General features: G+C 40.0%; 16 protein-coding genes. 1 reads left to right on the top strand and 15 read right to left on the bottom strand.

From position 1 onward, the window contains the following. Positions 1 to 183: 183 nt before the first annotated feature. The 12 genes from B4B65_RS11270 to fucP all read right to left on the bottom strand — a co-directional run bounded on the left by B4B65_RS11270 (position 184) and on the right by fucP (position 16939). Positions 184 to 909 carry a LytR/AlgR family response regulator transcription factor gene (locus B4B65_RS11270; RefSeq protein ID WP_293915709.1) on the bottom strand — a complete coding sequence of 242 codons (726 nt, stop codon included), beginning with the start codon at positions 907 to 909 and terminating at the stop codon, positions 184 to 186. Positions 910 to 974: 65 nt separating this feature from the next. Then, positions 975 to 2300 (bottom strand): RagB/SusD family nutrient uptake outer membrane protein, encoded by a 1326-nt coding sequence (locus B4B65_RS11265; protein WP_293915708.1) that lies wholly within the window; start codon positions 2298 to 2300, stop codon positions 975 to 977. 24 nt (positions 2301 to 2324) lie between these two features. After that, positions 2325 to 5663 (bottom strand): SusC/RagA family TonB-linked outer membrane protein, encoded by a 3339-nt coding sequence (locus tag B4B65_RS11260; RefSeq protein WP_293915707.1) that lies wholly within the window; start codon positions 5661 to 5663, stop codon positions 2325 to 2327. Positions 5664 to 5681: 18 nt separating this feature from the next. Next, a complete protein-coding gene (locus B4B65_RS11255) occupies positions 5682 to 8300 on the bottom strand; it encodes a zinc-dependent metalloprotease (protein ID WP_293915706.1) in 2619 nt (872 codons plus the stop codon). A gap of 137 nt (positions 8301 to 8437) precedes the next feature. Further along, the gene (locus tag B4B65_RS11250) at positions 8438 to 9910 is read right to left on the bottom strand and encodes a sensor histidine kinase (protein WP_293915705.1); all 1473 of its coding nucleotides are present in this window, start codon (positions 9908 to 9910) and stop codon (positions 8438 to 8440) included. A gap of 286 nt (positions 9911 to 10196) precedes the next feature. Next, positions 10197 to 10988: an SDR family oxidoreductase gene (locus B4B65_RS11245; RefSeq protein WP_293915704.1), complete on the bottom strand. Its 792-nt coding sequence runs from the start codon at positions 10986 to 10988 to the stop codon at positions 10197 to 10199. Positions 10989 to 11001: 13 nt separating this feature from the next. Continuing rightward, complete coding sequence (locus tag B4B65_RS11240; protein WP_293915703.1) at positions 11002 to 11829, bottom strand: amidohydrolase family protein; 828 nt, start codon at positions 11827 to 11829, stop codon at positions 11002 to 11004. A 9-nt stretch (positions 11830 to 11838) separates the two neighbouring features. After that, a complete protein-coding gene (locus B4B65_RS11235; protein WP_293915702.1) occupies positions 11839 to 12696 on the bottom strand; it encodes a fumarylacetoacetate hydrolase family protein in 858 nt (285 codons plus the stop codon). A 146-nt stretch (positions 12697 to 12842) separates the two neighbouring features. After that, a complete protein-coding gene (locus B4B65_RS11230; protein WP_293915701.1) occupies positions 12843 to 13607 on the bottom strand; it encodes an SDR family NAD(P)-dependent oxidoreductase in 765 nt (254 codons plus the stop codon). Between the two features lie 55 nt (positions 13608 to 13662). Continuing rightward, positions 13663 to 15327: a UxaA family hydrolase gene (locus B4B65_RS11225; protein WP_293915700.1), complete on the bottom strand. Its 1665-nt coding sequence runs from the start codon at positions 15325 to 15327 to the stop codon at positions 13663 to 13665. Then, positions 15327 to 15662, bottom strand: coding sequence for an L-rhamnose mutarotase (locus B4B65_RS11220; RefSeq protein WP_201679124.1), 336 nt, complete (start codon positions 15660 to 15662; stop codon positions 15327 to 15329). Before B4B65_RS11220 ends, B4B65_RS11225 begins: the two co-directional genes overlap by 1 nt. A gap of 11 nt (positions 15663 to 15673) precedes the next feature. After that, positions 15674 to 16939: an L-fucose:H+ symporter permease gene (gene fucP, locus B4B65_RS11215; protein WP_293915699.1), complete on the bottom strand. Its 1266-nt coding sequence runs from the start codon at positions 16937 to 16939 to the stop codon at positions 15674 to 15676. 159 nt (positions 16940 to 17098) lie between these two features. Here fucP and B4B65_RS11210 point away from each other — a divergent pair, with 159 nt between their 5' ends. Then, a complete protein-coding gene (locus B4B65_RS11210) occupies positions 17099 to 17953 on the top strand; it encodes a helix-turn-helix domain-containing protein (protein WP_293915698.1) in 855 nt (284 codons plus the stop codon). A gap of 51 nt (positions 17954 to 18004) precedes the next feature. Here the strand turns inward: B4B65_RS11210 and B4B65_RS11205 are convergent, their stop codons facing one another. The 3 genes from B4B65_RS11205 to B4B65_RS11195 form a co-directional block, all read right to left on the bottom strand. After that, complete coding sequence (locus tag B4B65_RS11205; protein ID WP_293915697.1) at positions 18005 to 20296, bottom strand: GH92 family glycosyl hydrolase; 2292 nt, start codon at positions 20294 to 20296, stop codon at positions 18005 to 18007. Between the two features lie 96 nt (positions 20297 to 20392). Then, a complete protein-coding gene (locus B4B65_RS11200) occupies positions 20393 to 21361 on the bottom strand; it encodes an NAD(P)H-quinone oxidoreductase (RefSeq protein WP_293915696.1) in 969 nt (322 codons plus the stop codon). A 1-nt stretch (position 21362) separates the two neighbouring features. After that, complete coding sequence (locus tag B4B65_RS11195; protein ID WP_293915695.1) at positions 21363 to 24107, bottom strand: TonB-dependent receptor; 2745 nt, start codon at positions 24105 to 24107, stop codon at positions 21363 to 21365. Positions 24108 to 24339 lie beyond the last annotated feature (232 nt).

Raw genomic sequence — 24339 nt, 5'->3', positions numbered from 1 at the left:
GATGTTATAGCCGGGCTATATGAGCATCTGGGCAGTGCACAACTCGATCTTGAGCTGTATACAGAAGCGGCACAAAACTACCGGGAGTCTCTCCGATACCATTTTAACCAGATGATATCCGACAATTTGAAGATAGCAGAAGAAAATATAAAAAATTCAGACTCAAATAACTTCTTCAGTAAATTATTTGTCAAGCCACAATTGAAAGTCATGGGACTTCTCTTCACTGACAATAATCTCCAGATTTTCCAGTATCTGGGGATGCAGTTGAAGTTTAATACGGTTACGGCTCATCTTTAGCATTTCGCCAATAGATTGGATATGTATTATAAATTTACGATTGATCTGAAAGAAAAACTCCGGATCTAATCTCGGGGCTAGTTTACTCAAAGTATCATCCACAATAAAACGATCACCCTGTACCGAAAAACCATACAAAAGCTTATCATCGGCCATAAAGTAAGCAATATCTTCAACGGGAACAGACTTTAACCGGATGCCATAACGAACCAGAAATCTGTTTTTATAGTGTGGTATGATCTCCTCGCGTGGTAAAAGAGATTCTACTTTACTCAATGCTTCTTTCAGTTCTGGTAACTCAAAGGGTTTTAGCAGATAAGCATATCCCTGATTACGGAATGCTTCCAGTGCATACTCATCAAAAGCAGTTGTAAAAATAACGGGAGTCTGAATTTTGATATGGTTAAAGATATCAAAGCTAAGGCCATCTCCAAGGTGGATATCCATAAAAATAAGGTCAGTCTCATTTTTCGATAACCAACTGATCACATCCCGCACAGTGGATTTGACAACAGCTGTATACTCATCGTTCCACAGTTCCGTCAACATTTCCATCAGGCTCTCGGAAGCCCAGCTTTCATCCTCTACGATTAGTACCCGAATTGCCATGCCGTGAAATTAAAAAAAAATCCCCACTCTCTAAAGAATGGGGATATCTATCTGCATAGCTATAACTATAGATCCGGATTTTTTTCAATTGCTTCCTTAGGATAACGAATCACATAACGTGGATCATTCTGTATAAGATGAAACTCTTTTCCAAAGAAAGTATGTATAACTTCCGGACGATCTGTACGTTTCATATCGTTCCAGCGAAGACCTTCCAGCGCCAGTTCACGTGCACGTTCTGCAATAATCTCTTTCAGCAGATCCGCATCTGACATCGCATTTAGTTCATTACTGCGTGTAGTAAAATAAGTTGGCGTCAGGCGATTTTTCAACAATGTTGTCAATGCTCCTGTAGCCTTGGGTCTGTCTCCCAGTCGGGCTGCTGTTTCTGCAATAATCAGATATAATTCTGCATTTCTGAAACTGACATTATACCGGATATTTCCACCTTTTAAAGAAACGTAATTACGGCTTCCTTGTTTCCCAAAGTATCTTGAGAAACGCAAATCATCTTTCTGGTTATACAATCCTAATAATTTTGCTGAAATAAAAGTAGATGTACTGACATTAGATTTTCCAACCTCTTCCCAGGCCTGAATCATTTCTGCCGATTCAAAATCGTTAGGCAACAGACTGCCCGACTTATTAAGGTCTACCAGATCTCCTTTTATTGCTAATGCTTTTTCTGCAGCTTCCATAGCCAGCTTCCACTCTCCTTTATACAATCTCAAACGGGCTTCAAAAGCATAATAGGAACGTTTGCTGAATCTATATTTTACAGCTGTTGGCTGATCATTTACATTTAGTAATGTATTTCCTGCCTGCATATCCGCTTCTATCTGTTTGTATACGGCTTCTACAGTAGATGCCGGGAATTTTTGTTCCAGATCTATCTTAGTAGATATCGGTACACCCTTATCAGTCGCAGCTGTTGCGGCATTATATTGCTCAGCATACGAATTCAACAACTCAAAATGAGCATAGGCACGCATCAGGTATGCTTCCGCACGAATCTGCTGAACAGCTTCCGTATTTCCGGCTTCTTCTTCAGCTTTTGAAATAACATGATTGGCATAAAAAATGGATTTGTAAAAGGCTACCCATGCGTAAGGCAAGGTCGTAGCATCCGGATTTTGATCATTCCAAAGATGAATATCCTTTATTGTCGTCAGATCCGTAGAATTCTCATCTAATTGCAGTTCATCTGTCCGTAGATTCAGATAAGATTTATGATCCGGAAAGGACTGATAGCCACTGGTCATCAGAGCTCTGAAGTCTGCCTCGGTCTTAGGAACTACCGTTCCTACAGGTTGTATGTCCAGATATTTGTCACAGGATGAGAAAACTGTTCCCATCAAAAACAGACAGAGATATGTGGTATATTTTTTCATGTTGTATGTTCGTATTGATAAGTATTAAAATGAGGCTGATAGTCCAAAAGCAATAGATTTGGATATAGGCTGTGTATAATTACTACCATAAGTCTCCGGATCGAAAAATCCGGTATAATCTGATCCGAAGACAAATAGATTGCGTCCTTCTACACTCACACGAAGATTAGATGAACGGATCTTTTTGCTTACCGATTGAGGTAAAGTATACCCTAAACGAATGCTGTTGATACGTGCATAGCTCATTTTCTTAGACCAGATATCCAGAAACTGGAAGGAATTGAGCGGGTCATTATCCATCATCCAGCTATACGCCATCCATCTGTCATTCAACTCAATATTGGAGCTACCTAAAGCCGGTAATACACTTCCGCCATTTACGACCTCTAACATTTCACGTGTATTATTCGCTCCTCTGTCCAGTGACGAAGGATTGTAATTAGGAGTGCGTCTTACCAGTTTGTTTATATTAAATATTGCGGATACGGCAAGATCAAAATTATGGTATCTGAAACGGTTAGTCATACCTCCGATAAACTCAGGATCCAGACTTCCTTTATATTTAAACTTAGACTGATACTTAGCCGCATTCAAATTAGTAGCTACACTATATCCGGGAAGAAAATCTGCCCACGGATCATACAATTCATAAAAATCCTCGAAAGAAACAATCTGTCCGTTGTCACCATAAAATTGCGGAACACCATCTTTATCCAGTCCGGCTGTTTCCAGGACAAACAAAGAGTTGATCGGGTATCCGGCTCTTCCGTCCGGCATGTATGCCTTAGGATTGGACACGACACGTGTCAGCTTATTGCGGTTGTGTGCAATATTGAAATCCGTAGACCATGTAAAATGTTCCCGGCTGATATTTTTACTGGAAACAGAGAGTTCTATACCATCATTCCTGACTGAAGCCCAGTTACGTTGTACAAGTTCGAATCCATTCTCTAAGGAAAGATCATTATTACCAATCAGATCTCTGCTGTCACGGTTGTAATAATCTACCGTCACGACCAATCTGTTCTTCCATAATCCCAGATCAATTCCTGCATTCCAGGAAGCAGTTCGTTCCCAACGCAGTTTATCATTTGCAGGTGCAGTCACTACGATGGTAGGTTCACTGGTACCCGGCAATAATGTTGAATTGTTATAATTTCCGACAATAAACGGATATGTGTTACGGTCTATGTTACCCTGAATACCATATGATCCGCGTAACTTTAACATCGAAATCGCTTCTATATCTTTGATAAAGTCTTCTTCTGAAGCATTCCATGATCCGGAAAGAGACCAGATTGGCAGGAATCTGTATTTTGGATCTACGCCAAACATATTCGATCCGTCGTAACGGATACTTCCGTAAACATTATACTTACGGTCTAATGTATAAGATGCATTGGCATAGAATGAAGCGTATGCAGTCTCTCCAATTGCTTTCGCATATTGTCTGTATAGTCCGTTATTCTGATAGTTACTGTTTGGAAATACAATATTCTGCGTCGTCAATGTTACCGGATTAAACCCGAATCCTTTGGTCGAGATCAGCGTATTTTTTGATCTTCTCAGTTCGGTACCGGCCATGACATCCAGTTCATGACGACTGTTGAATGTCTTGTTATACTGTACAAAAGATTTCCAGTTGTATTGAAATTCACTTTTGTTACTATTTTCAATAATACCACCATCCGGCAGGAAGTATTTATACTGTTTTGTCTGGCTATCGTAATAACGTGTATTTTCTCTGAACTTTCTTGTTAAGTAAGACTCTTTATCTCCAAAACGTTCGGTACCTACTTCTTCAAACTGAAGTCCAAGTTCTGTACGTACAGACAAAGAAGGAATAATCTGATATTCCAGATTGGCAATAGCTTTCAAACTTTTATTCGCCAGAGAATAGGATGTATTTTCTCTTTCTTCAATTACATTAAAAGGAATATAAGTATTCTTTTCAAACCCTTCTATATCCCGGTCATATACATAATTGCCATGTGCATCTCTGACCTGTAAATAAGGATTGACGGTACGTGCATATTTACTTGGATTGGAAAACCCGTCTGCATCCTGAGTCAGATTATGTCGGTCTGTGGCAGACCCCAGCAGGCTTAATCCTCCCTTAAGTTTACTGTTTATATTAAAATTGTTGCTGAATGTCAGGGAATAACGACGCATATCTACACCTTTAGTTGTAGCTTTCTCATCATAAAATCCACCTGAAATATAGTATGTATGTGCATCTGTACCTCCTGACACGGATGCTGTGTATTGCTGGTTGACAGCATTACGAAAAAGTTCGTCTCTCCAGTTGGTCTGCTGGCTGCGCAACGTATTGATAGCCTCCTGACTCGTCAAAGATAAAGCACTGAATCCTCCTTTTCTGAATGCATCCAGTTCATTTCCTGTTGCGAGAATACGGGCAACAGCTCCCCTGTCTGCACGGTAATCCAGATCGGTTCTGTTTGCCATAGCCAGTTCAAAATCAACTTTTTCGCTTGATGACATCAGATTCAGTTTATTGTAATCCGGACGTTGCGACACAAAGCTGTTGGCACTGATCTGCACTTGTGCAGGACCTTTTTTACCTTTTTTGGTTGTAATCACAATTACTCCATTTGCGGCACGTGCTCCATAAATAGAAGTTGCTGCAGCATCCTTCAATACCGTGATATCTTCAATATCATCCGGGTTGATGCCTGCAATAGGAAGGTTGGTCAGGTTATTCAGATTATCCTTATCAAAACTGTTTGGAAGCGCTGTTCCTTCTATTGGAAGTCCGTCGATTACCCATAACGGATCCTGCGTTCCGTTCATTGATACGGTACCTCTGATACGGATTTGTGGAGCACTGTTCGGTCCTCCGTTCAGATTACTCAATTGCAGACCCGCTACTTTTCCTTCCAGTAACTGATCGATACCAGAGACACCCGCCTGTCTGATCTCATCAACCTTCAGTTTATTATAAGCTGTGGTATTCTTACGTTTGCTGATGTCCGTATATCCGGTCACAATAACTTCTTCCAGAGACTGATTTTCCGAACGCAGATAAATGGTCTTCTCTCCACCATTTACTTTTACATTCTGGCTTTCATATCCAACAAATGATACGGTAATAAAAGCAGTGTTTTTAGGCACTTTCAACTGAAATTCTCCGTTTGAATCAGTTAAAGTTCCCAAAGCAGACTGTTGAATCTGTCCAGGAACTCCGGTGTCTTCACTGACTGCAGAGCTACCCAGCAGAATCGTCACTCCGCTGATCGGATTTTGACTGCTGGCATCAAGGACCCTTCCCTTGATCGTAATTACTTCCTGTGCATATACGAACTGCACACAGGAAAATAAAAGAAATAATAAAATTCTATTCATGTTAGGTGTTTGTGTTGCTTAATTTTTTGTGTTTAGAACCCCTGCTATTCTCGCCAATAAATCCTGATAATGTGCTTTTGTAGCCATATCTCCGGAATTACGTGCCTGCATCAGTAAAGCTTGAATCTGAAATAGTTCAGCTCTTTTGCTCGTCAGCATCTCTGAAGTTCTGCTCATACCAGAAACATGTACATTGCGGATAGATTTATCCGATCCGTGAGCTGTTCCATGAATAGGGCAGATTTCCGGTCTTGCCTCTTTCAAAAACTGATCTACGAAATCAAGTTTTTTACTTTGCAGCTTTTCCATATTCTTGCTGGTAGAAACCAACAGTACATCAATATAGTTTTGCTGAAGCATACGTGTCTCTATATCCAGATTTTCTTTGTTCAAGGATTTGTGGAAAATATCATTACGCACCGAGGTCAGGAATTCTTCTACACTCCAGGCTTTGTCTTTCCCAAACAACAGTTCCATTTCTGTCATACGGAGTAGACGCTCGTCCTTAACCAGATTATAAAGAATGCTGTATTGAAATTCACGCTTCAGATTGTAAGGCGCATATTCAAACGGACCGACAGGACTATCTTTCAATGGAAATGTTTTCGTAATGAGATCTTGTCTGAATAACCATTCAGGTAAGTAATAAACCTGATTTTTTAGATATTTCAAGGCGTCTATCTGTGTATTGCGCGGTACTGGAGCATAGGCACTTTTACCATCGCCCATAACCGGATTTTCCAGATAGATACCACCAATATTGTTCAGTACGTGATCAGCATATGCATACCATTGTCCGATTACGGCCATATACAATTTGCCTGCACGATAGTAATCTTCACCATTAGCTGTAGTCCAGTTGATAATATGAGGCATCGTTCTTTTCAGGTTACGTAATCCATATTCACCAGCCTTCATTGCATTATCCCCAAGATCTTCAGATTGGGATCTGGGATCAACAATATTCTTTCCATCCTGCTGTTCTCCATACCAGTAATACGGGTTGTGCTGATGTGTCTCGATTACTTTTCTCAATTCAGGAAGTTCATCCCATGGATTGACATTGTCATACCAGCGATATGCCCATCCGATAGCATACTTATCATACAGGCCTATAACAGGAGTAATTACTTTGACATTATCTTCAGGTTGTGCTACATAATTAAAACGTGCATAATCCATAATAGAAGTCGCTGTCCCTCCCATTGTTTCTGTAAAATGTGGCGAACGAAGCGAATCTACCGGAAAACTGTGAGAAGATCCCATATTATGCTTTAAACCAAGGGTATGCCCTACCTCATGAGAAGAAACAAAACGGATAGCATGTGCCATCTTTTCGTCAGAGAAGGAATTTCCGCGCACATCGGTATCTATTATTCCGGTTTGCACACGCATCCAGCTATTTAATATGGTCATTACATTGTGCCACCAGATGACATCCGCCTCCAGAATTTCACCTGTCCGCGGATCTACTACAGACGGCCCCATTGCATTTGCCTGAGGTGAAGCGGCGTACGTAATAGCGGAAATATTTGCATCATCAATATCAAAATCCATCCCCTCAGGCACTTCTTTTGCAATGATTGCATCCTTGAAACCAGCTTCCTCAAAAGCTTTCTGCCAGTCATACACGCCAGCTATAATCTGCTCTCTCCATTGTTTTGGAGTAGCAGGGTCAATATAAAATACAATAGGTTTCTTAGGTACAACCAATTCACCGGCAAGATAACGAGCCTTGTCCTCTTCTTTTGGTTCTAATCTCCAACGGGTTACCAGTTCCCGTTTTTCCATTTCTTGCTGCGCATCCGAAAAATACCAACGTGCTGTAGTAAAATATCCGACACGCGGATCTGCAAAGCGCGCCTTCATCTTATTATCCGGCAGCTCATAGATATTACTCGTTACCGTCAGACTGATCGGAATAGATTCGTTTCCCTCTGTCACTTTTGTACTCAGAATTGATCTGACAACTACGTTATTACGGAAAGATTTGATTTGCTCCACATTTGAAAGCGAACTTTTCGGAGATGTACCCAGTCCCAGGTTGGTAAACACATCATTGAAACTCTTTTCTGTTCCGTCGAATACTTTATTGACTTTGATGAGCACAGCCGATGAATCTGCATTGTAGCTTTCAATTTTAAAGGATTCTATAAATGATTGTGTAAAATTATCTGCTACCGATTTTGCTATAGCATCCTCACGAGGTACTTCTACCTGTGGCTTAGCTTCGCCTACCCACACTTCATTACGCGTTTTCTTAACTGTAAACCGAAGTACTTTATTTTCAAAATTCATCCCCTTATTCAATCCCGCCTCATTCAGGGCCAAAGGTACCGAAGATATTTTATTGATAAGCAAAAAATCCTTATCCATCTTATTCAGAGGGATTTCAAAATAGTAATCTTTGCCTTTTGAAAGGATATTAAAGATGCCGCTATCAATTTTTGCATCTTTAGCAATTCTGGCATAAGCCATGACACTGTCCTTTTTAGTGGTATCGACAGTTGTAGATGTAGCCGAATGATCTTTTCTGAGACCTATTTTGGTCATCAGCTGGCATGAGCCAAGTAACGAAGTGGAAAATAAACAAAGAAATGCTAGTTTAGTGTTGCTACTGAAATAATTGCTTTTCATTAAGATACTTTAAGTAGGGTCAAATAAATGAGAAGTGAAGATCAAAAGAAATACCTTAATTATAAAGCGATTACCCGTGAAACCGCTTAATACAGGAGTGAACCCTCCTTTTAGACAGAAGAAAAATAAAACAATTTCTAAATAATGGGTAGAAAGACTTTAAACGAGGATTTGTCCTCTACTATTTCAAATCCACTAATCTGATAATAATCATAAATATTAGCTAAAAACTGTGTACCATACCCATTAGATTCGTCACCTGAAAGCCTCAGTCGCAGTTCATTACTTACGACAATACGCTGATCTTGCTGATAAATCCAGATTGACAGCGGATTTTCTGAAGAGATTTCATTGTGTTTAATGGCATTCTCCAGCAGAATTTGTAAGCTTAAACGGGGAACCTTTCTATTACGTATGGACGAATCCAGCTGGACATCTAACGGGGAAAGTCCTTCTCCAAAACGAATCTTCTGTAAGAAAAAATACTCCTCAGCCAGTTCAAGTTCTGTGGAAATCAAAGAAAGACCGGAGTCGTCTGCACTTAACAATTTACGATAAACACGGGCAAGCTTAGTAACAAAACTCTTTGCCAACTGCCCATCTTTACCTATCAGCTGCTGTAAAGTCCCTAAACTGTTGAATAGAAAGTGAGGATCCATCTTTTCCTGCAACTGTTCGAATTTCAACAATGCCTGCTCCTTTTGGTATTGTAGATTATTAACTTCCAGCCGATGGTTTTTTCTGCGCTGCAGATAAAAAATAGTCAGGAAAATAGCAATAGCAAATACAAGTATCAAACCTAGCAGAATACTCAGATTGACAATACCCTCCACCTGTTCATCCGTTAAAAGAAAAAGTGTGGATAGTAGTAAATCGCATTCTCCCAATATACCGTGTATTTTGTATTTCTGAATTAAGACAGGAAGTTTAATATAATCGGAATTGATAACCACACTTCCTTTATCATAATCCAGACGGACTTTTGTGTTATCCCGCACGCCTACTTTTTCCAGTTCCGGATTTAGCAGGCAGATTCCGTCTGCATTATAGATTTCGAAATATGACCTGTTACCCAGAGAAGAAGTCCAGAAGTATTCATTGAGCTTCTTTACATCTATATAGATCTGTAATATCCCGTCATCCAGCATTAACTGACGAACGATATACATTCCCTCCTGGGTCTTTATAAAAGTGGCAGTTTCGTCTTCCTGAGGTATAACGGCCTGCAACTGTAGCCGGTCGGATGCCAAAGGAATAAACAGTTCTTGGTGCAAAATCGATCTTGAAGCCTTTTCTTTTCCTTTCCAGATCTGATAACCTACAATAAATTTTTTCTTGTTATCTTCCCGAATTAAACGATCTATGGAAGGGAATTCTTTTGTTTCGGCAAGGGTTTTCAGCAAAAATATGCTTTGATCAAAAACATCAAATTCTTTTTGAACCAGCAGCGCACTTTCCGCATTTATCTCTTTCAGAATAATAGTATTCAGTTTCTCCAGTCGCTGATTCATCAGATGCAGCATACAGAACACCAATACAACAAATGTGATGAGTCCTCCCGAAAAAAGAAGAATACTACGTTTGTTCCATATTTTTTTGCCTGAATACATATTCGGTGCAAAACTACATAAACTCTGTAAGTTAGCGGGAGAAATTAAGGAATAAACAGATTTTAGAACCGAAATAAACCCATACTCATGATTATATATAATTGAAAATAAAGAATATATATTATTTACATAAATAAAGACTCACACAATAGACTGATATTTTAGTTTTACCCGCCACCAGCCTGTTTAAATAACAAAAGCGTCATTGTAAGTACTGAACAACGAATTTTATATCCGTTACCCTGACTTACGATGACGCTTAAAAGATTATTTTTATTTCTGAATGTTACTTTTCAGCCAGAATAGAACGATCCAGATGAACGTAACCTCCATCTACATGAATCAACTGTCCTGTCGTATGACTTGATTTGTCCGATAACAGAAAAACTGTAGTATTTGCAATCTCTTCCGGAGTAGTCATCCGATGTTCCAAAGGAATACGATCTGTAATTTTCTTTAGTGTTTCCTCCGGATTATCCAGTGTCTGAATCCACTTATCATACTGTGGTGTAGAAGATTCCGCGACCACAATAGCATTTACCCGTATAGAATAAGGCAAAAGTTCCACAGCCCATTCCCGTGTCAGTGCATTTCTACCCCCGTTTGATGCAGCATAAGCAGATGTGTTTCCCTGTCCCGTTTCAGCAGTTTTGGAGGTAATATTCACAATACTGCCTTTTGATTTCTTTATAGCCTCTAATGAATGATGAGCCATCAGATAATAATGAACCAGGTTTTTATGTAATGATGCGACAAACTTCTCATAATTGCCGGAAGCAAGGCCTACCCCATCATTAACACCTGCATTATTGACCAGCCCGTCAATACGGCCATAGACCTCCAGTGTTTTGTTTACAGCTTTCGCGCTTTCCTCCGGTAGAGACAGTTCTGCTTCAATACACAATGCCTCTATACCTAGTTGTTCAACTTCGGCTTTGACCTTATTATTATCGGCTTCATTGCGACCTACGATCACAGGTATAGCTCCTTCACCAGCCAATGCGAGTACAATTGCTCGTCCTATGCCTTTAGCTCCCCCGGTGACAATAACTACTTTATCTTTTAGATTTAAGTTCATATTACATTCTTTATTATAGATTATATGCTTTTACTGCATTCAGTCCCCAGAAAGCTTCTTTTTCAGCAGATGTAAAATCATCAAGCTTAGATCCGACTATTGCCAGATTATCTTCATATGATGCCGCAAGAAGACACACCGGCCAGTCTGATCCAAACATAATCCTCTCTTTCCCGAAACACAGAAAAACATGATTCAGATACTGAGAAAAGTGATCCAGTTTCCAGCCGCTCCAATCGGCCTCTGTAGCAAGCCCAGAAACCTTACAGTACACATTGGGATATTCTGCAAGTGCACTTATAAAGGATGCCCATTCATAGAATTCCTGAGATTTGATTGGTGGTTTGGCGATATGATCCAGAATAAATTGTTGATCCGGATGATTCGCGACACAGATCAATGTGCTGGCGTAATGACGCGGACGAATCAACAAATCATACGTAAAGCCATACTTACTTAACCGGGAAAGTCCGTTTTGAAAATCATCTCTTATCAGAAATTCAGGATCGCTTTCTCCTTCTACAATATGCCTGAAACCTTTGATGACAGATTCCTGCTGATAATTACTCAACAATTCATCAATATTCGAAGCCCGTAAATCTACCCAGCCAACAACTCCTTTTATAAACGGATGCTGATGTGCCAGCCGAACCAGAAATTCGGTTTCAGAAGGTGATTGATCAGCCTGCACCGCAATACAGCCATCTATATCATTCCGCTGTAAGATAAATTCCAGATCCTGAGGTAAAAAATCACGACGGATTACCTCCATTTGATCAGTTATCCAGCTATCACGTACGGGATCAAAATGCCAGAAATGCTGATGAGAATCAATGCGCATACTTTACAATTATTTACCAGAATAAGCGACTACTTCCTGACGGGATTCACCTAAACCATCTGCACCAAGCTCGATTATATCTCCGGCTTTCAGATAGATCGGTGGATTAAAGCCAAGACCTACACCTGCCGGAGTTCCGGTAGAGATCACATCTCCAGGTAATAAGGTCATAAACTGGGACACATAGCTTACAATATAAGGAACAGAAAATATTAAGTTTTTAGTATTTCCGTCCTGATAGGTTTTTCCGTTAACTTTTAGCCACAAACGAACGTTATTGATATCAGCAATCTCATCTGCTGTAGTCAGGTAAGGTCCCATCGGTGCAAAAGTATCACAACCTTTTCCTTTGTCCCATGTACCACCGCGCTCGATCTGAAATTCCCGTTCGGAAACATCATTGTGTAAGACATAACCAGCCACGTAATCCAGAGCCTCAGACTCTTCAACATAGGAAGCTTTCTTGCCGATTACGATTCCGAATTCCACTTCCCAATCTGTTTTGACTGAGTTTTTAGGAATTACGACCTGATCGTGTGGTCCTACCAGTGCGGTAGTCGACTTCATAAAAATAATAGGCTCTTTCGGAATAGCTGCTCCGGTCTCTTCTGCATGATCTTTATAATTAAGACCAATACATACAATCTTAGAAGGACGTGCGAATGGTGCTCCAAGACGAGAATTTGCAGGAATTTCCAATAATTTACCTTCATTCGCTTTTACAAATTCCTCTAAACGGGCTAAGCCGTCTTCAGCGAAAAATGATTCATTATAGTCTCCGCCAAGGGCTGAAGTATCATAATTAACGCCATCAATCTGAACGCCTATTTTTTCTTTTCCGGATTCACCAAAACGTATTAATTTCATTTGTATATAATTTGTGTTTAACTGTTATTATCTTACCCCGATAACCGGGATGAAGCACTCAATAATATTTAGATTTTTAGGTTCAAATTAGCCTTATTCGCTCTTCAAACCTGCTAATTCTTTTTATTATTTTCCAATTTTTGGCCCTAATTATTTAATTTGATAAAGCCTCCGTCTATAGGATAGTCGTTACCCGTAATAAAACCTGCATCATCACTGCATAAGAATAATGCGAGTTTAGCAATTTCTTCCGGCTGAGCCATACGGCCTATAGGCTGACTTTTAGAAAGCTTTTCAAACATTTCAGCTTCCTGCCCTGGGTAATTCTTTGCAATAAACCCATCTACAAATGGAGTATGAACACGTGCAGGTGAAATACTGTTACAACGAATACCATCCTCCATATAATCACGTGCAACGGAAAGCGTCATTGCAAATATGGCACCTTTACTCATTGAATATGCAAATCTGTCACTGATACCCACCCATGCAGCAATAGAAGCCATATTCAGAATAGCTCCGCCACCTTGTTTTTTCATCAATGGAACAGCTGCATACAGCGCATTATAGGCACCTTTAACATTGACATTGAATACACGGTCAAAATCTTCCGAAGTACAACCCTCCAATTTACCTACGTGGGCTATACCAGCATTATTGACCAGAATATCCACAGTACCGATACTTTCCACGACAGCCACCACTTCACTTTGGATAGCAACATTACAAACATGTGCCTTTGCTTTTCCTCCGGCAGCAACAATCTCTTCTACTACCTGTTCAGCACCATCCGTATTGAGGTCCAGAATATGAACTTCCGCACCTTCAGAAGCAAATAACAAACTAATGGCTTTCCCGATTCCGCTGCCACCGCCTGTGATAATGGCTGATTTATTAACTAATTTACTCATATTATGATCTTAAAACCCGGGCAAACAGTCCGGGTAGTACATGTATCTAAAAATTTTATAAAGAAACTCCTCTTCTCCAGGGAATAAAATCATCCTGACCAAGCAATACAGCCTTCGGTTTTATTTCACCATTTGCCACAGATATTACATAATCCAGGATACGATGTGCAGCCTGTTCAATACTTTCCTCCCCTTCAATAATAGTTCCGCAGTTGAGGTCTATTATATCCGGCATTTTTTCATACGTCTTTGTATTCGTAGATAATTTGACCACCGGAGTGATAGGATTTCCTGTAGGTGTGCCCAACCCTGTAGTGAACAACACCACATTTGCACCTGCTGCAACTTCAGCTGTAGTACTTTCTACATCATTGCCCGGAGTACATAAAAGATTCAGACCGGGTTTGTTAGCCAGTTCCGGATAATCGACCACCGCAGTTACAGGCGATGTCCCTCCCTTTTTAGCAGCTCCTGCGGATTTAATAGCATCCGTAATCAGACCATCCCGGATATTCCCAGGTGAAGGATTCATATAGAATCCTGAACCATCTGCTTCAGCCTTAGCATTATATGTACGCATAAGACTCATAAATTTGGTCGCTGTTTCTTCATCAATACATCTGTCACTGAGTTCCTGTTCGACTCCGCATAGTTCAGGAAATTCAGCCAGAATCACCGAGCCCCCCAGACTAACCAGTATATCAGACAAATACCCTAAAGCCGGATTAGCTGAAATACCTGAAAAACCATCAGATCCGCCACATTCAAGACCGATACATAATTTATCCAGTGTAGCAGGTTTACGCTCCTGCTGATTGGCCTGCATCATACCCGCAAAAGTCGCTTTAATAGCTTTTTGCATCAGTTCCTTTTCAGTACCTTCTTTCTGTTGCTCAAATACATACAGAGGTTTATCAAACTGAGGATCTCTTTTCTGAATTTCATCCTTCAGAATAGATGCCTGTGCGTGTTGGCAGCCTAAGCTCAATACAGTTGCTCCTGCAACATTCGGATGTGTAATATAACCTGCCAACAGGCCACATAGTGCATCCGAATCCATACGTGTACCACCACAGCCCATATCATGATTCAGAAACTTGATACCATCTACATTATCAAACAGACGTTTCACTTCTTTATCTGACGAACCCGCATTCAGATCCTGCGCAATGATTGCGTCTACATTAGCACCGGACTTATACAGGTTGATCAGATCATCTACTTCAGTGGTATAATCATTAGCTTTTACCTTATACCCCAGCTTTTCTTCGAACGCTGCTTTTAAGGTCAGGACATTTCTGTTTTCACAAAAAACCAACGGAATAACGAGCCAGTAATTAGCTGTACCAACCGTTCCGTTAGAACGATGATATCCATTGAAAGTCTTATCTTTAAACGATGATACATCAGGTTTATTCCAGTTCAGCTTGCGCTTCCCCATTCTGAAATCTTCAGCAGCATGACGCAGATTATCAGTAGAGATCAGTTCGCCCTGTTGCAAGGCATAATTTACTTTCCCCACCAGTACACCATACATATGCACTTCTGCGTCTGCAGCAAGCGGACTGATCGTAAACTTATGCTTTGCAGCCACATCCTGAAGCAATTCAAATTGCTGACCTTCCCAATTAATTAACGTCCCTTTCTGTAAATCACGTAAAGCCACCAGCACATTATCCGAAGGGTGGATTTGCAGAAACAATTGTTTTGTAGTTTCCATTACTTACTTAAATCAAATATTTTATCCAATAGCACCCATTTCTCACCAGCCTTAGCACCGGGTATAGCCACCTGGTATTTCCACATCAACTCTTCCCACTCCTGCACTTTAGGATTACCGCTGTCCATCTCTCCTTTACGTTCAAATGAAAAGCTGTCATTTACTTCCATAATCATGAAAAGACGATTAGCAAACCTGTAAATCTCCATCGACTCCACTCCCGCATCGGTAATTGACTTCTTAATCTCAGGCCAGACAGCAGCATGATAAGTCTCGTATTCGTTTATCAACTTAGGGTCATCAACCAAATCCAGCCCCAGTGTATATCGTTTCATATTCAATTGTATTAATGTGTTTTAATATCTTCTGTTTCTTCAATGACTAAATTACTGTTCTTCATGGCAAATAGCAGAACTACCACAAAACATACCAACGGAACAAAATATCCATATTGTAAATGGCCGGTATGATCGGAGATATAGCCTAATATAGGAGGTAAAATAGCACCTCCGACAATGGACATAACGATCAGACTGGATGCAGATTTTGTATCTGATCCGATTCCCTGTACACCAATCGCAAAAATAGTCGGAAACATAATGGACATAAAGAAAGAAATACCGATCAGTGCATATAAGGTAATTACTCCGGATCCGAAGATCACAACAAACGATAACAGTATAGATATCACGGAATAAATAGCCAGCAATTTAGGTGCTGACACAAATTTCATAAAGAATGTACCGACAAATCTTCCCAGCATAAAAGCTAAACCGGCTACACCTGCATAATATTTAGCCTCCTTAGGGGCAATACCTGCTGCATCCGTAGCAAAAAGAACCAGAAAACTTAGTACACAGACCTGTGCGCCCACATAAAAGAACTGAGCAAGCACTGCCCATGAAACATTTTTATGCTTGAATGCATGAAAAAAGCCTGATTTTGTCTTTTCCTCATCATCTTTAATATCAGGCAAACGGGTGAAGTAAAAGATAGCCGCTACCACCAGAATGAGTACGCCCAGAATAACATAGGGTAACTTTACAGAAGAAGTTTCCAATTGTAAATACGCATTACGGGCCTGATCACTTAATGCAGCCAGTTCTTCGGCTGACTTTGGTTCTTCCGTAAGGATATATTCACCACCAAGTATAGGCGCTACAAAAGCGGCAAGACCATTAAAGGACTGTGCAAAATTAAGGCGTTGAGTAGCTGTATTAGGATCCCCTAAAACTGTTACATAAGGATTAGCTGCTGTCTCCAGAATAGTGAGTCCGCAGGCTACTACAAATAGTGCACCCAGAAAGAAAACATAACTCATCGTGTTTGCCGCAGGAACAAAAAGAAAACATCCTAAAGCAAAAAAGATCAAACCGATCAGAATACCGGCCTTGTATCCATATTTCTTCATTAACAGACCTGCAGGAATAGCCATTACAAAATAGGCTATAAAAACAGCCGAATCCACTAGCGATGCCTGAAAAGTCGTGAGGCTGAATGCCATACGCAAATGTGGTATCAGAATCGGATCCAGATTGTGAATAAATCCCCAAAAGAAAAACAGGGAGATTACCAATACCAGAGCCAGAGAATAGCTTTTAGTTTTTGTCATACGTAATTGTCTTACTAATTATTTATAATTGATTACTGTAAAATTCGCAAATAATATTTTGAATACATTAATGGATATTACCCAATTATTAAGCTATTTTACCTTTATTTGTATAAAAGAATTACTATTTATGCAAGTATTCTTTATAATTTTGAAGAAATGAAACCTCAACTCCTCACCTTCGGTACACCGGCAGCAGCCTCATTCTCCATTCGGAATGACGTAAAACCTCAGCAACACAACAACTGGCATTACCATGAAGAGCTAGAGCTGATTCATATTGCTCAAGGCAGCGGAACTCAATTTATAGGAGATAGTATCAATAACTTCGAAAATGACAATATGGTGCTTCTGGGAACAAATCTGCCACACTACTGGCTATTTGATGAACAATACCTGCAGGACAATGCAGATATCCGCGTCGCCCATTTTAGAGAGAACTTTTTAGGAGAAGTATTTTTCAATTTACCGGAAAACCGAAAATTGAAAGAGTTATTCGTTAAAGCTAAGCAAGGATTGCAGATATATGGAAAGACGAGAGAGATACTGCGGAACTTATTGGAAAAACTACTATCAGCAAGCGGTGCTTCCCGGATCATCATCCTTCTGGAAGCACTCAATGTACTGGCTACCAGCGATGAATATGAAAGATTAACACGATCTACCTATGAATTCCAGAGTCATCTCGGGGATCATGACCGCTTAAATGCCATTATTCAATATGCGACTCAACATTACAGAAATAAGATCAGTCTGACTGAGTTGGCCCAGATTATAGGGATGACAGAAAATTCCTTTTGTAGATTCTTCAAATCCAAGACCGGTAAAACACCGATAGAATTTATAACCGAACTCCGGATCGGACATGCTTCCCGGTTGCTGATGGAACAGGAAATGCCTGTAAAACAAATCTGTTTTGAGAGTGGATTTCAGAATTTTGTCAGTTTTCATAAGGCTTTCAAAAAAATAAAGGAAACGACACCATTGATGTATCAGAAAAGCCTAAAAAAATAGGCTCCGGAAATCCGGAACCTATTCAACAAAACAAACTAATTATAAAAATCTTTACTGTTCATAACTTAGTGAGTACGGAAAGTCAGCCTTTACAGTACCTCTGTTCTTGTTAGGTTCAGCACTCATATCAAAAGATAAATTTACACCCTTGATCAACTCGCTGTGGTTGATATAATTTTTTGTATAATTCTTACCATTCCATTTCATCGATTTGATATAACGGTTGGTATCTGAATTTTGAGGTGCCTGTATTACTACTTTTTTGCCATTTGATAAATGTAATGTAGCTTTTTTAAATAAAGGAGCTCCTAATATATACTCATCTGTTGCCGGAGTTACCGGGTAAAACCCAAGTGCTGAGAACACATACCAGGCAGAAGTCTGTCCGTTATCCTCATCTCCGCAATACCCATCCGGAGTAGGTGCATACATCCTGTTCATCGTTTCGCGAACCCAATACTGCGTTTTCCATGGTGCCCCAATATGGCCATACAGATAGATCATGTGCTGAATAGGTTGATTACCGTGGGCATATTGTCCCATATTGGCAATCTGCATCTCTCTGATCTCATGGATAGGAAAACCATAGTAAGAATCATCAAAAACCGGAGGTAAAGAGAAAACCGAATCCAGTTTGATTTCCATAGCACGATGTCCACCCATTAACTGAGCCAATCCGTTCACATCCTGAAATACAGACCAGCTGTAATGCCAGCTGTTACCCTCTGTAAATGCATCCCCCCATTTGAAAGCATTAAATGGAGATTGAAAAGATCCGTCTTTATTTTTGCCACGCATTAATCCTGAGGCAGGATCAAATAAATTTTTATAATTAAAAGAGCGCTTGCGATACAAATCTACATCTTGCTGACGGCCTCCCAGAGACTTGGCCAGTTGATAGATTGCAAAATCGTCATACGCATATTCTAATGTACGAGCTGCATTCTCATTAATCTTCACATCATAAGGCACATATCCCAGTGTTTTATAATACTCAGCACCTGCCCGGCCTACAGCAGTCAGCGGACCAGCATTATTAGCACCTTTAATGACAGCTTCATACAAGGTTTCTATATCCTTGTTGTTTACCTTTACACCCTTTACCCAGGCATCTGCAACGACAGAGGCCGAATTATTTCCAACCATCACATTTCTAAAGCCCGGGCTTGCCCATTCCGGCAAAAACCCTCCTTCACGATACGCATTTGCCAATCCTTCCTGCATCTTCTCACTCATTTCCGGATACATCAGATTCAGGAAAGGAAATAAGGCTCTGAATGTATCCCAAAAACCTGTATCTGTAAAGAAATAGCCAGGCTTGACCTCTCCAGTATACGGACTGTAATGCATGACGTTTCCTTGCGCATCCAATTCATAGAACATTCGCGGGAATAATAAAGAGCGGTATAAAGAAGAATAAAATGTACGAACCTGATCTATGGAACCGCCTTCGATCTCCACCTTTGCCAGTTCTTCATTCCACTTCTTCTCTCCTTTTAACACCTGCTGATCGAAAGTAACGCTATTCAGTTCCTTCAGATTGATCTCAGCCTGTTCCGGACTGATGAAAGAAGAAGCTACCTTCATTAAGACCTGATCACCACGATTAGCGATCTTAAATCCTACAATAGCACCTACATGATCCGCCTTAATCAGATAGCGGTCATCTTTTAGTACAGAATCGGCAAAGGTGGAAATATTAGCAAATGGATGATCAAAAGTCATCACGAAATAATTCTTAAAATTGTCGGGAACACCACCACTGTTTTTTGTGGAGTAACCGATAATCTTCTGCTCACGCGGAATAACTTCTACGTAAGAACCTTTATCAAAAGCATCAATCAGCACATAAGCTTCCTCTGTTTTAGGAAAGGTGAAACGAAAATAAGCTGCACGTTCTGTTGGGGTAATCTCTGTTTTTACATCATAATCAGCAAGATATACTTCATAAAAATGAGGTTTTGAAATTTCAGCTTTATGACTGAACCAACTTGCTCTTTTATCCTGATCAAAAGTCTTTATTCCAACAGTAGGCATAATAGCAAACTGACCATAATCGTTCATCCACGGCGAAGGCTGGTGTGTCTGCTTAAATCCGCGAATCTTATTCGCATTGTAGGTATACATCCATCCGTCTCCCATTTTTCCGGTCTGTGGACTCCAGAAATTCATACCCCACGGCAAAGCAATCGCAGGATACGTATTTCCATTAGAAATAGTATAATCCGATTGTGTTCCAACTAATGGATTGACAAAATCTACAGGATTACTGATCTTACCGATTTCCTGTGCGGTAGCGCAGACGGTAGAAAGGCAGAGTAAGGCTGTTGCTATATAGTTCATATTACTTGATTATGGTTAGCTATTAACGGAACTAAAATAAAAAAATAATTTGATTATATCGCTGCTAAAAGTATTTAGCAAAGGAAATATTACAATTTAGAAGGTTAACACGAGCTTTCCGAGGAAATGACCCTCCTCCATTAATCTATGCGCCTCTTCTGCTTGCGTAAAATTAAAAGACTTAAAAACCATAGGTTTAAATGCTTTAGATGCTATAAATGGGAAGACATTACCGACTACTGCTGCTGTCAGCTCTGCTTTAAAGCTTTTATCTCTTGCCCTTAGTGTACTTCCGGTTACTAACAGACGCTTTTGCATCATCTGCAGAATATTCAATTGCACCTTTGCTCCTTCCATCGCATTGATATAAACCAATCTGCCGTCCGGGTTAAGGATTGATATGTTTTTATTAAAATAATCACCACCTATACAATCCAGTATCACATCCACTCCACTTTCTTTGAGTACCTCTTCAAAATCTTCTTCATGATAATTGATGGCCCGCACGGCACCCAGCGATTCGCAAAATTCGCACTTCTCCTTACTGCCTGCAGTAGCGTATACCTCCGCTCCGGACAACGTAGCCAGCTGAATTGCGGTAGAGCCTATTCCACCCGATCCTCCATGTATAAGTACACGCTCTCCTTTCTTTAACTGACCCCGCTCAAAAAGATTATGCCATACCGTAAAAACAGTCTCCGGTATTGCGGCAGCTTCTTCATAACTGAGATTTTCAGGTTTAAGCATACAACTGCCGGCATCTACCACAACATACTCTGCATATCCGCCTCCTGCAACCAAAGCCAGTACGTCGTCCCCTGTTTTCCAGGAACCAGCCAGACTTCCGGTTGCCTCAATAACTCCACTTATCTCCAATCCCGGAATATCGGCAACAACTCCTGCAGGAGCCGGATAATTACCCTTCCGCTGAAAAACATCAGGTCTGTTGATTCCGGCAGCCTTCACGCGTATCAATACTTCGTGGTCTCCAACTGTAGGAACTGGTCTCTCTTCAACTTTTAATACTTCAGGACCTCCGAATGAAGAAATAACGACTGCTTTCATACTATGATTTTTTAGGATACTTCTGCAACCGCAGATTCAAGGATAACATAAAATAACGCGCCAAACGGTTATTACGAACGTCGAGGATATCATTGCCAAGAATCTCACGGGAGATTCCGGTATTCTGATTCAGCAGGTCAAAACCCTGCAATCTCAACATGGCGAGTTTATTGGGCAAAAATGTACATTCAAAGTAGGAGTTGATAACAGTTGGGTTAACATTCTTTGCTGTACCTCTGTAACCGTCATTAAAACGTTGAGACACCTCTACTCCAAGCGTCATATGCTCATTAAAGTAAAACTTATTACCCAAGCTCAACACAAATGAATGTGCTGTAATATTACTCTTAAACGGCCATTTGTAAGTAGCCGAATTTAACATATAGTTACCGTTAAATTCAGACTCCATAATGTCGTCAATCATATAACGCAGCTGCATTGACTGTGAATATATAAACTGTCTGTTTGTCACCAATGCTTTATTTACCATGGAGACATTGTTGTAGAAATCTCCGTTCCCGTTAATATTCAGCTGAAAATCATCAGAGATAAAAGGAGAAGAAAACAAATAATACGAACGTATATCATAGTATCCCGACATATTCTGATAACTGGTCTGTTGAACAGTTGTATTATTCAGAGAGATCTTATCTGTCGCAATTTTATTCTGCACAAAATTATAAGACAGATTAGCTTCAAAATATTGTCCCTTAGAAACCAACGACTTGCGGAAACGACTGGAAATACGGTTGGTAAATTCTGCTTTCAGAGCCGGATTACCAACAATAATATTCTGCGAGTTGGATACATCCCGGATAGGCTGAATCTGGTAAAAGTTAGGCTGATTATTCTTCCCCATATAATCAATCGAGAAGTCGGTCTGATCATTGATTTTCCATTTGAAGCCTGCGGTAGGAATCAGGTTTACATTATCATAGGTATATTGTTCATCTTCAGCATATAATCTGCCGGATATTTCCAGCGGCTGTACCCCGAATCCCAGATTATATTTAAACTTCTTATCCCTGGAATCATATTGATAATTAATAGCCGTCTGATTGCTGCTATATTTATAATCATAATTAAGCCCCAGTGAATCTACAAATACCATATATCCCAATAACTGAGAACGCTCCAGATCTTCCACTCTCCTGTCCGCATCAATATCATTCCGTTCAAATTCATAACTTACTTCCAGAGAACTCTGCGCGTTAATAGGCTCAATGTAAGATCCATTTACTTTAATAGACCTGTTATCACTCACGGTCTCTATATATTGCCGCTGCAGAAAGAAGGAGTAATTGTTATTCTTTTTCATTGCATCCTGAATGATATAGCGATCTGTTACCTGTTCATCCTTACTGCTTGAACCGGCACTCATTCTCATATTAAAAACCAATTTACGCCCTGGTTTTTTAAAGGATTTAGAATATAAAGCGTCGATATCCAGATTAGGGGAAAAATTCTTGGAAATAGATGAATAAGTCCCGTCATTGGTCAATACATTATTCCGGAGTTTTTTTTCCCTGTAGTTATTAATATACGTCCGGTTATAGGAAAATACAGGCTCAATCTTTAAGATATCATTATTCTTGAATTTCGAATCAAAATTAAGTGCCATCCTATGGCTAAAATCTTTTGTGTCCACCTGATAATCTTCCTGATTGAAAATAGAATTGTTGCTATATACGGATTGCAACAAGGAATTACCGTCAATCAGATTTTGTCTTTTGGTAAAAGTGTACTGCCCGTTGACCGTAGTCGTTTTGGTAAGATTATCAGAAAAACTACCACCCAGCGATGTAGTGGTGTTGAGACCATCTGTAGGATCAGCGAAATCAGCTAGCTCTCCCATAGAACGCTCCCGGCTTCCTCCGCTTGGAGAACCAAAGGTAAAAAGACTGGTATTCGTATTATTGATAGATCCGATCAGGGATAATTCCTGCCCATCGTTAAACTTATTAATCCCTCCACTCATCAGGTAACGATCTTCCGTACCAATTCCACCTGTTACCTGACCAAAGACAATCTTCTTTTTATCATCCTTTAAGACAATGTTGATAATCTTTTCAGGCTCTCCGCTCTTGGTACCTTTAGAAGCATTATAATCTCCGTAATAATCTATAATCTGTAAATTCTTTACAAAATCGGCAGGCAGATTACGGGTAGCTGTAAGCACATCTCCACCAAAAAACTTTTTTCCTTCCACCTGAACGGAGGTAATAGGTTTTCCGAAAGCAAATACAGAACCATCCCGGGATACCTGAATATTGGGTAATTGCTTAAGAGCATCTTCCAGCAGCAGTCTCTTCTGAAAATTATAGGCATTCATATTATACTGCACCGTATCCTGCTTATATATTACCGGAATCGTTTTTACAATCACCACCTCCTTGAGTAATTCAGACTGCGGAGACAAAATAATAGTGGGAAGAGAAGATCGCGTGACTAATTCTGTAGCAGAATAGGCCTTGTCTGTAATCTGATAACCTAATAAACTATAGGTAACACGAATCTGCCCTAACGGTACAGCCGTGAATGTATAACGGCCATTGGCCGCTGAGGCTTGAGTAAATGCACCTCCTGGAGCAGTCAGACGTACGCTAACTCCTTTAAGCGGTATTCCTGCAGTATCCACCACGAGCCCTTCAATGGTTATTTTTTTCGATTGAGCGTTTACCGTAACCGAAATAAATACCAAAGAAAAAAGAAAAATAAAATGTAGCCGAAAACGAGGAGTAGCCAAACTTCTATTCTTTTAATTTACTTTTGTCAATATAAAAAAAATTACGCACAATAATAATCAGGTATCTAAAAAAATAGCATTAAAAACACATCTATCCATGATTTGTCAATTCTTCTTTACAAAACGCAGAGAATATATAGTACAAACGCTGTTTTCAGACTTAACGTATTCTTAAAATATATTTTCACAAACAAAAAGAGGACACCTTTAGGGTATCCTCTTTCTGTATTCT

Source organism: Sphingobacterium sp. UBA5789, assembly GCF_002418355.1.
GTDB lineage: Bacteria > Bacteroidota > Bacteroidia > Sphingobacteriales > Sphingobacteriaceae > Sphingobacterium.
The sequence above is the reverse complement of the archived record's forward strand: the minus strand, read 5'-3'. Positions and strand labels throughout refer to the sequence as shown.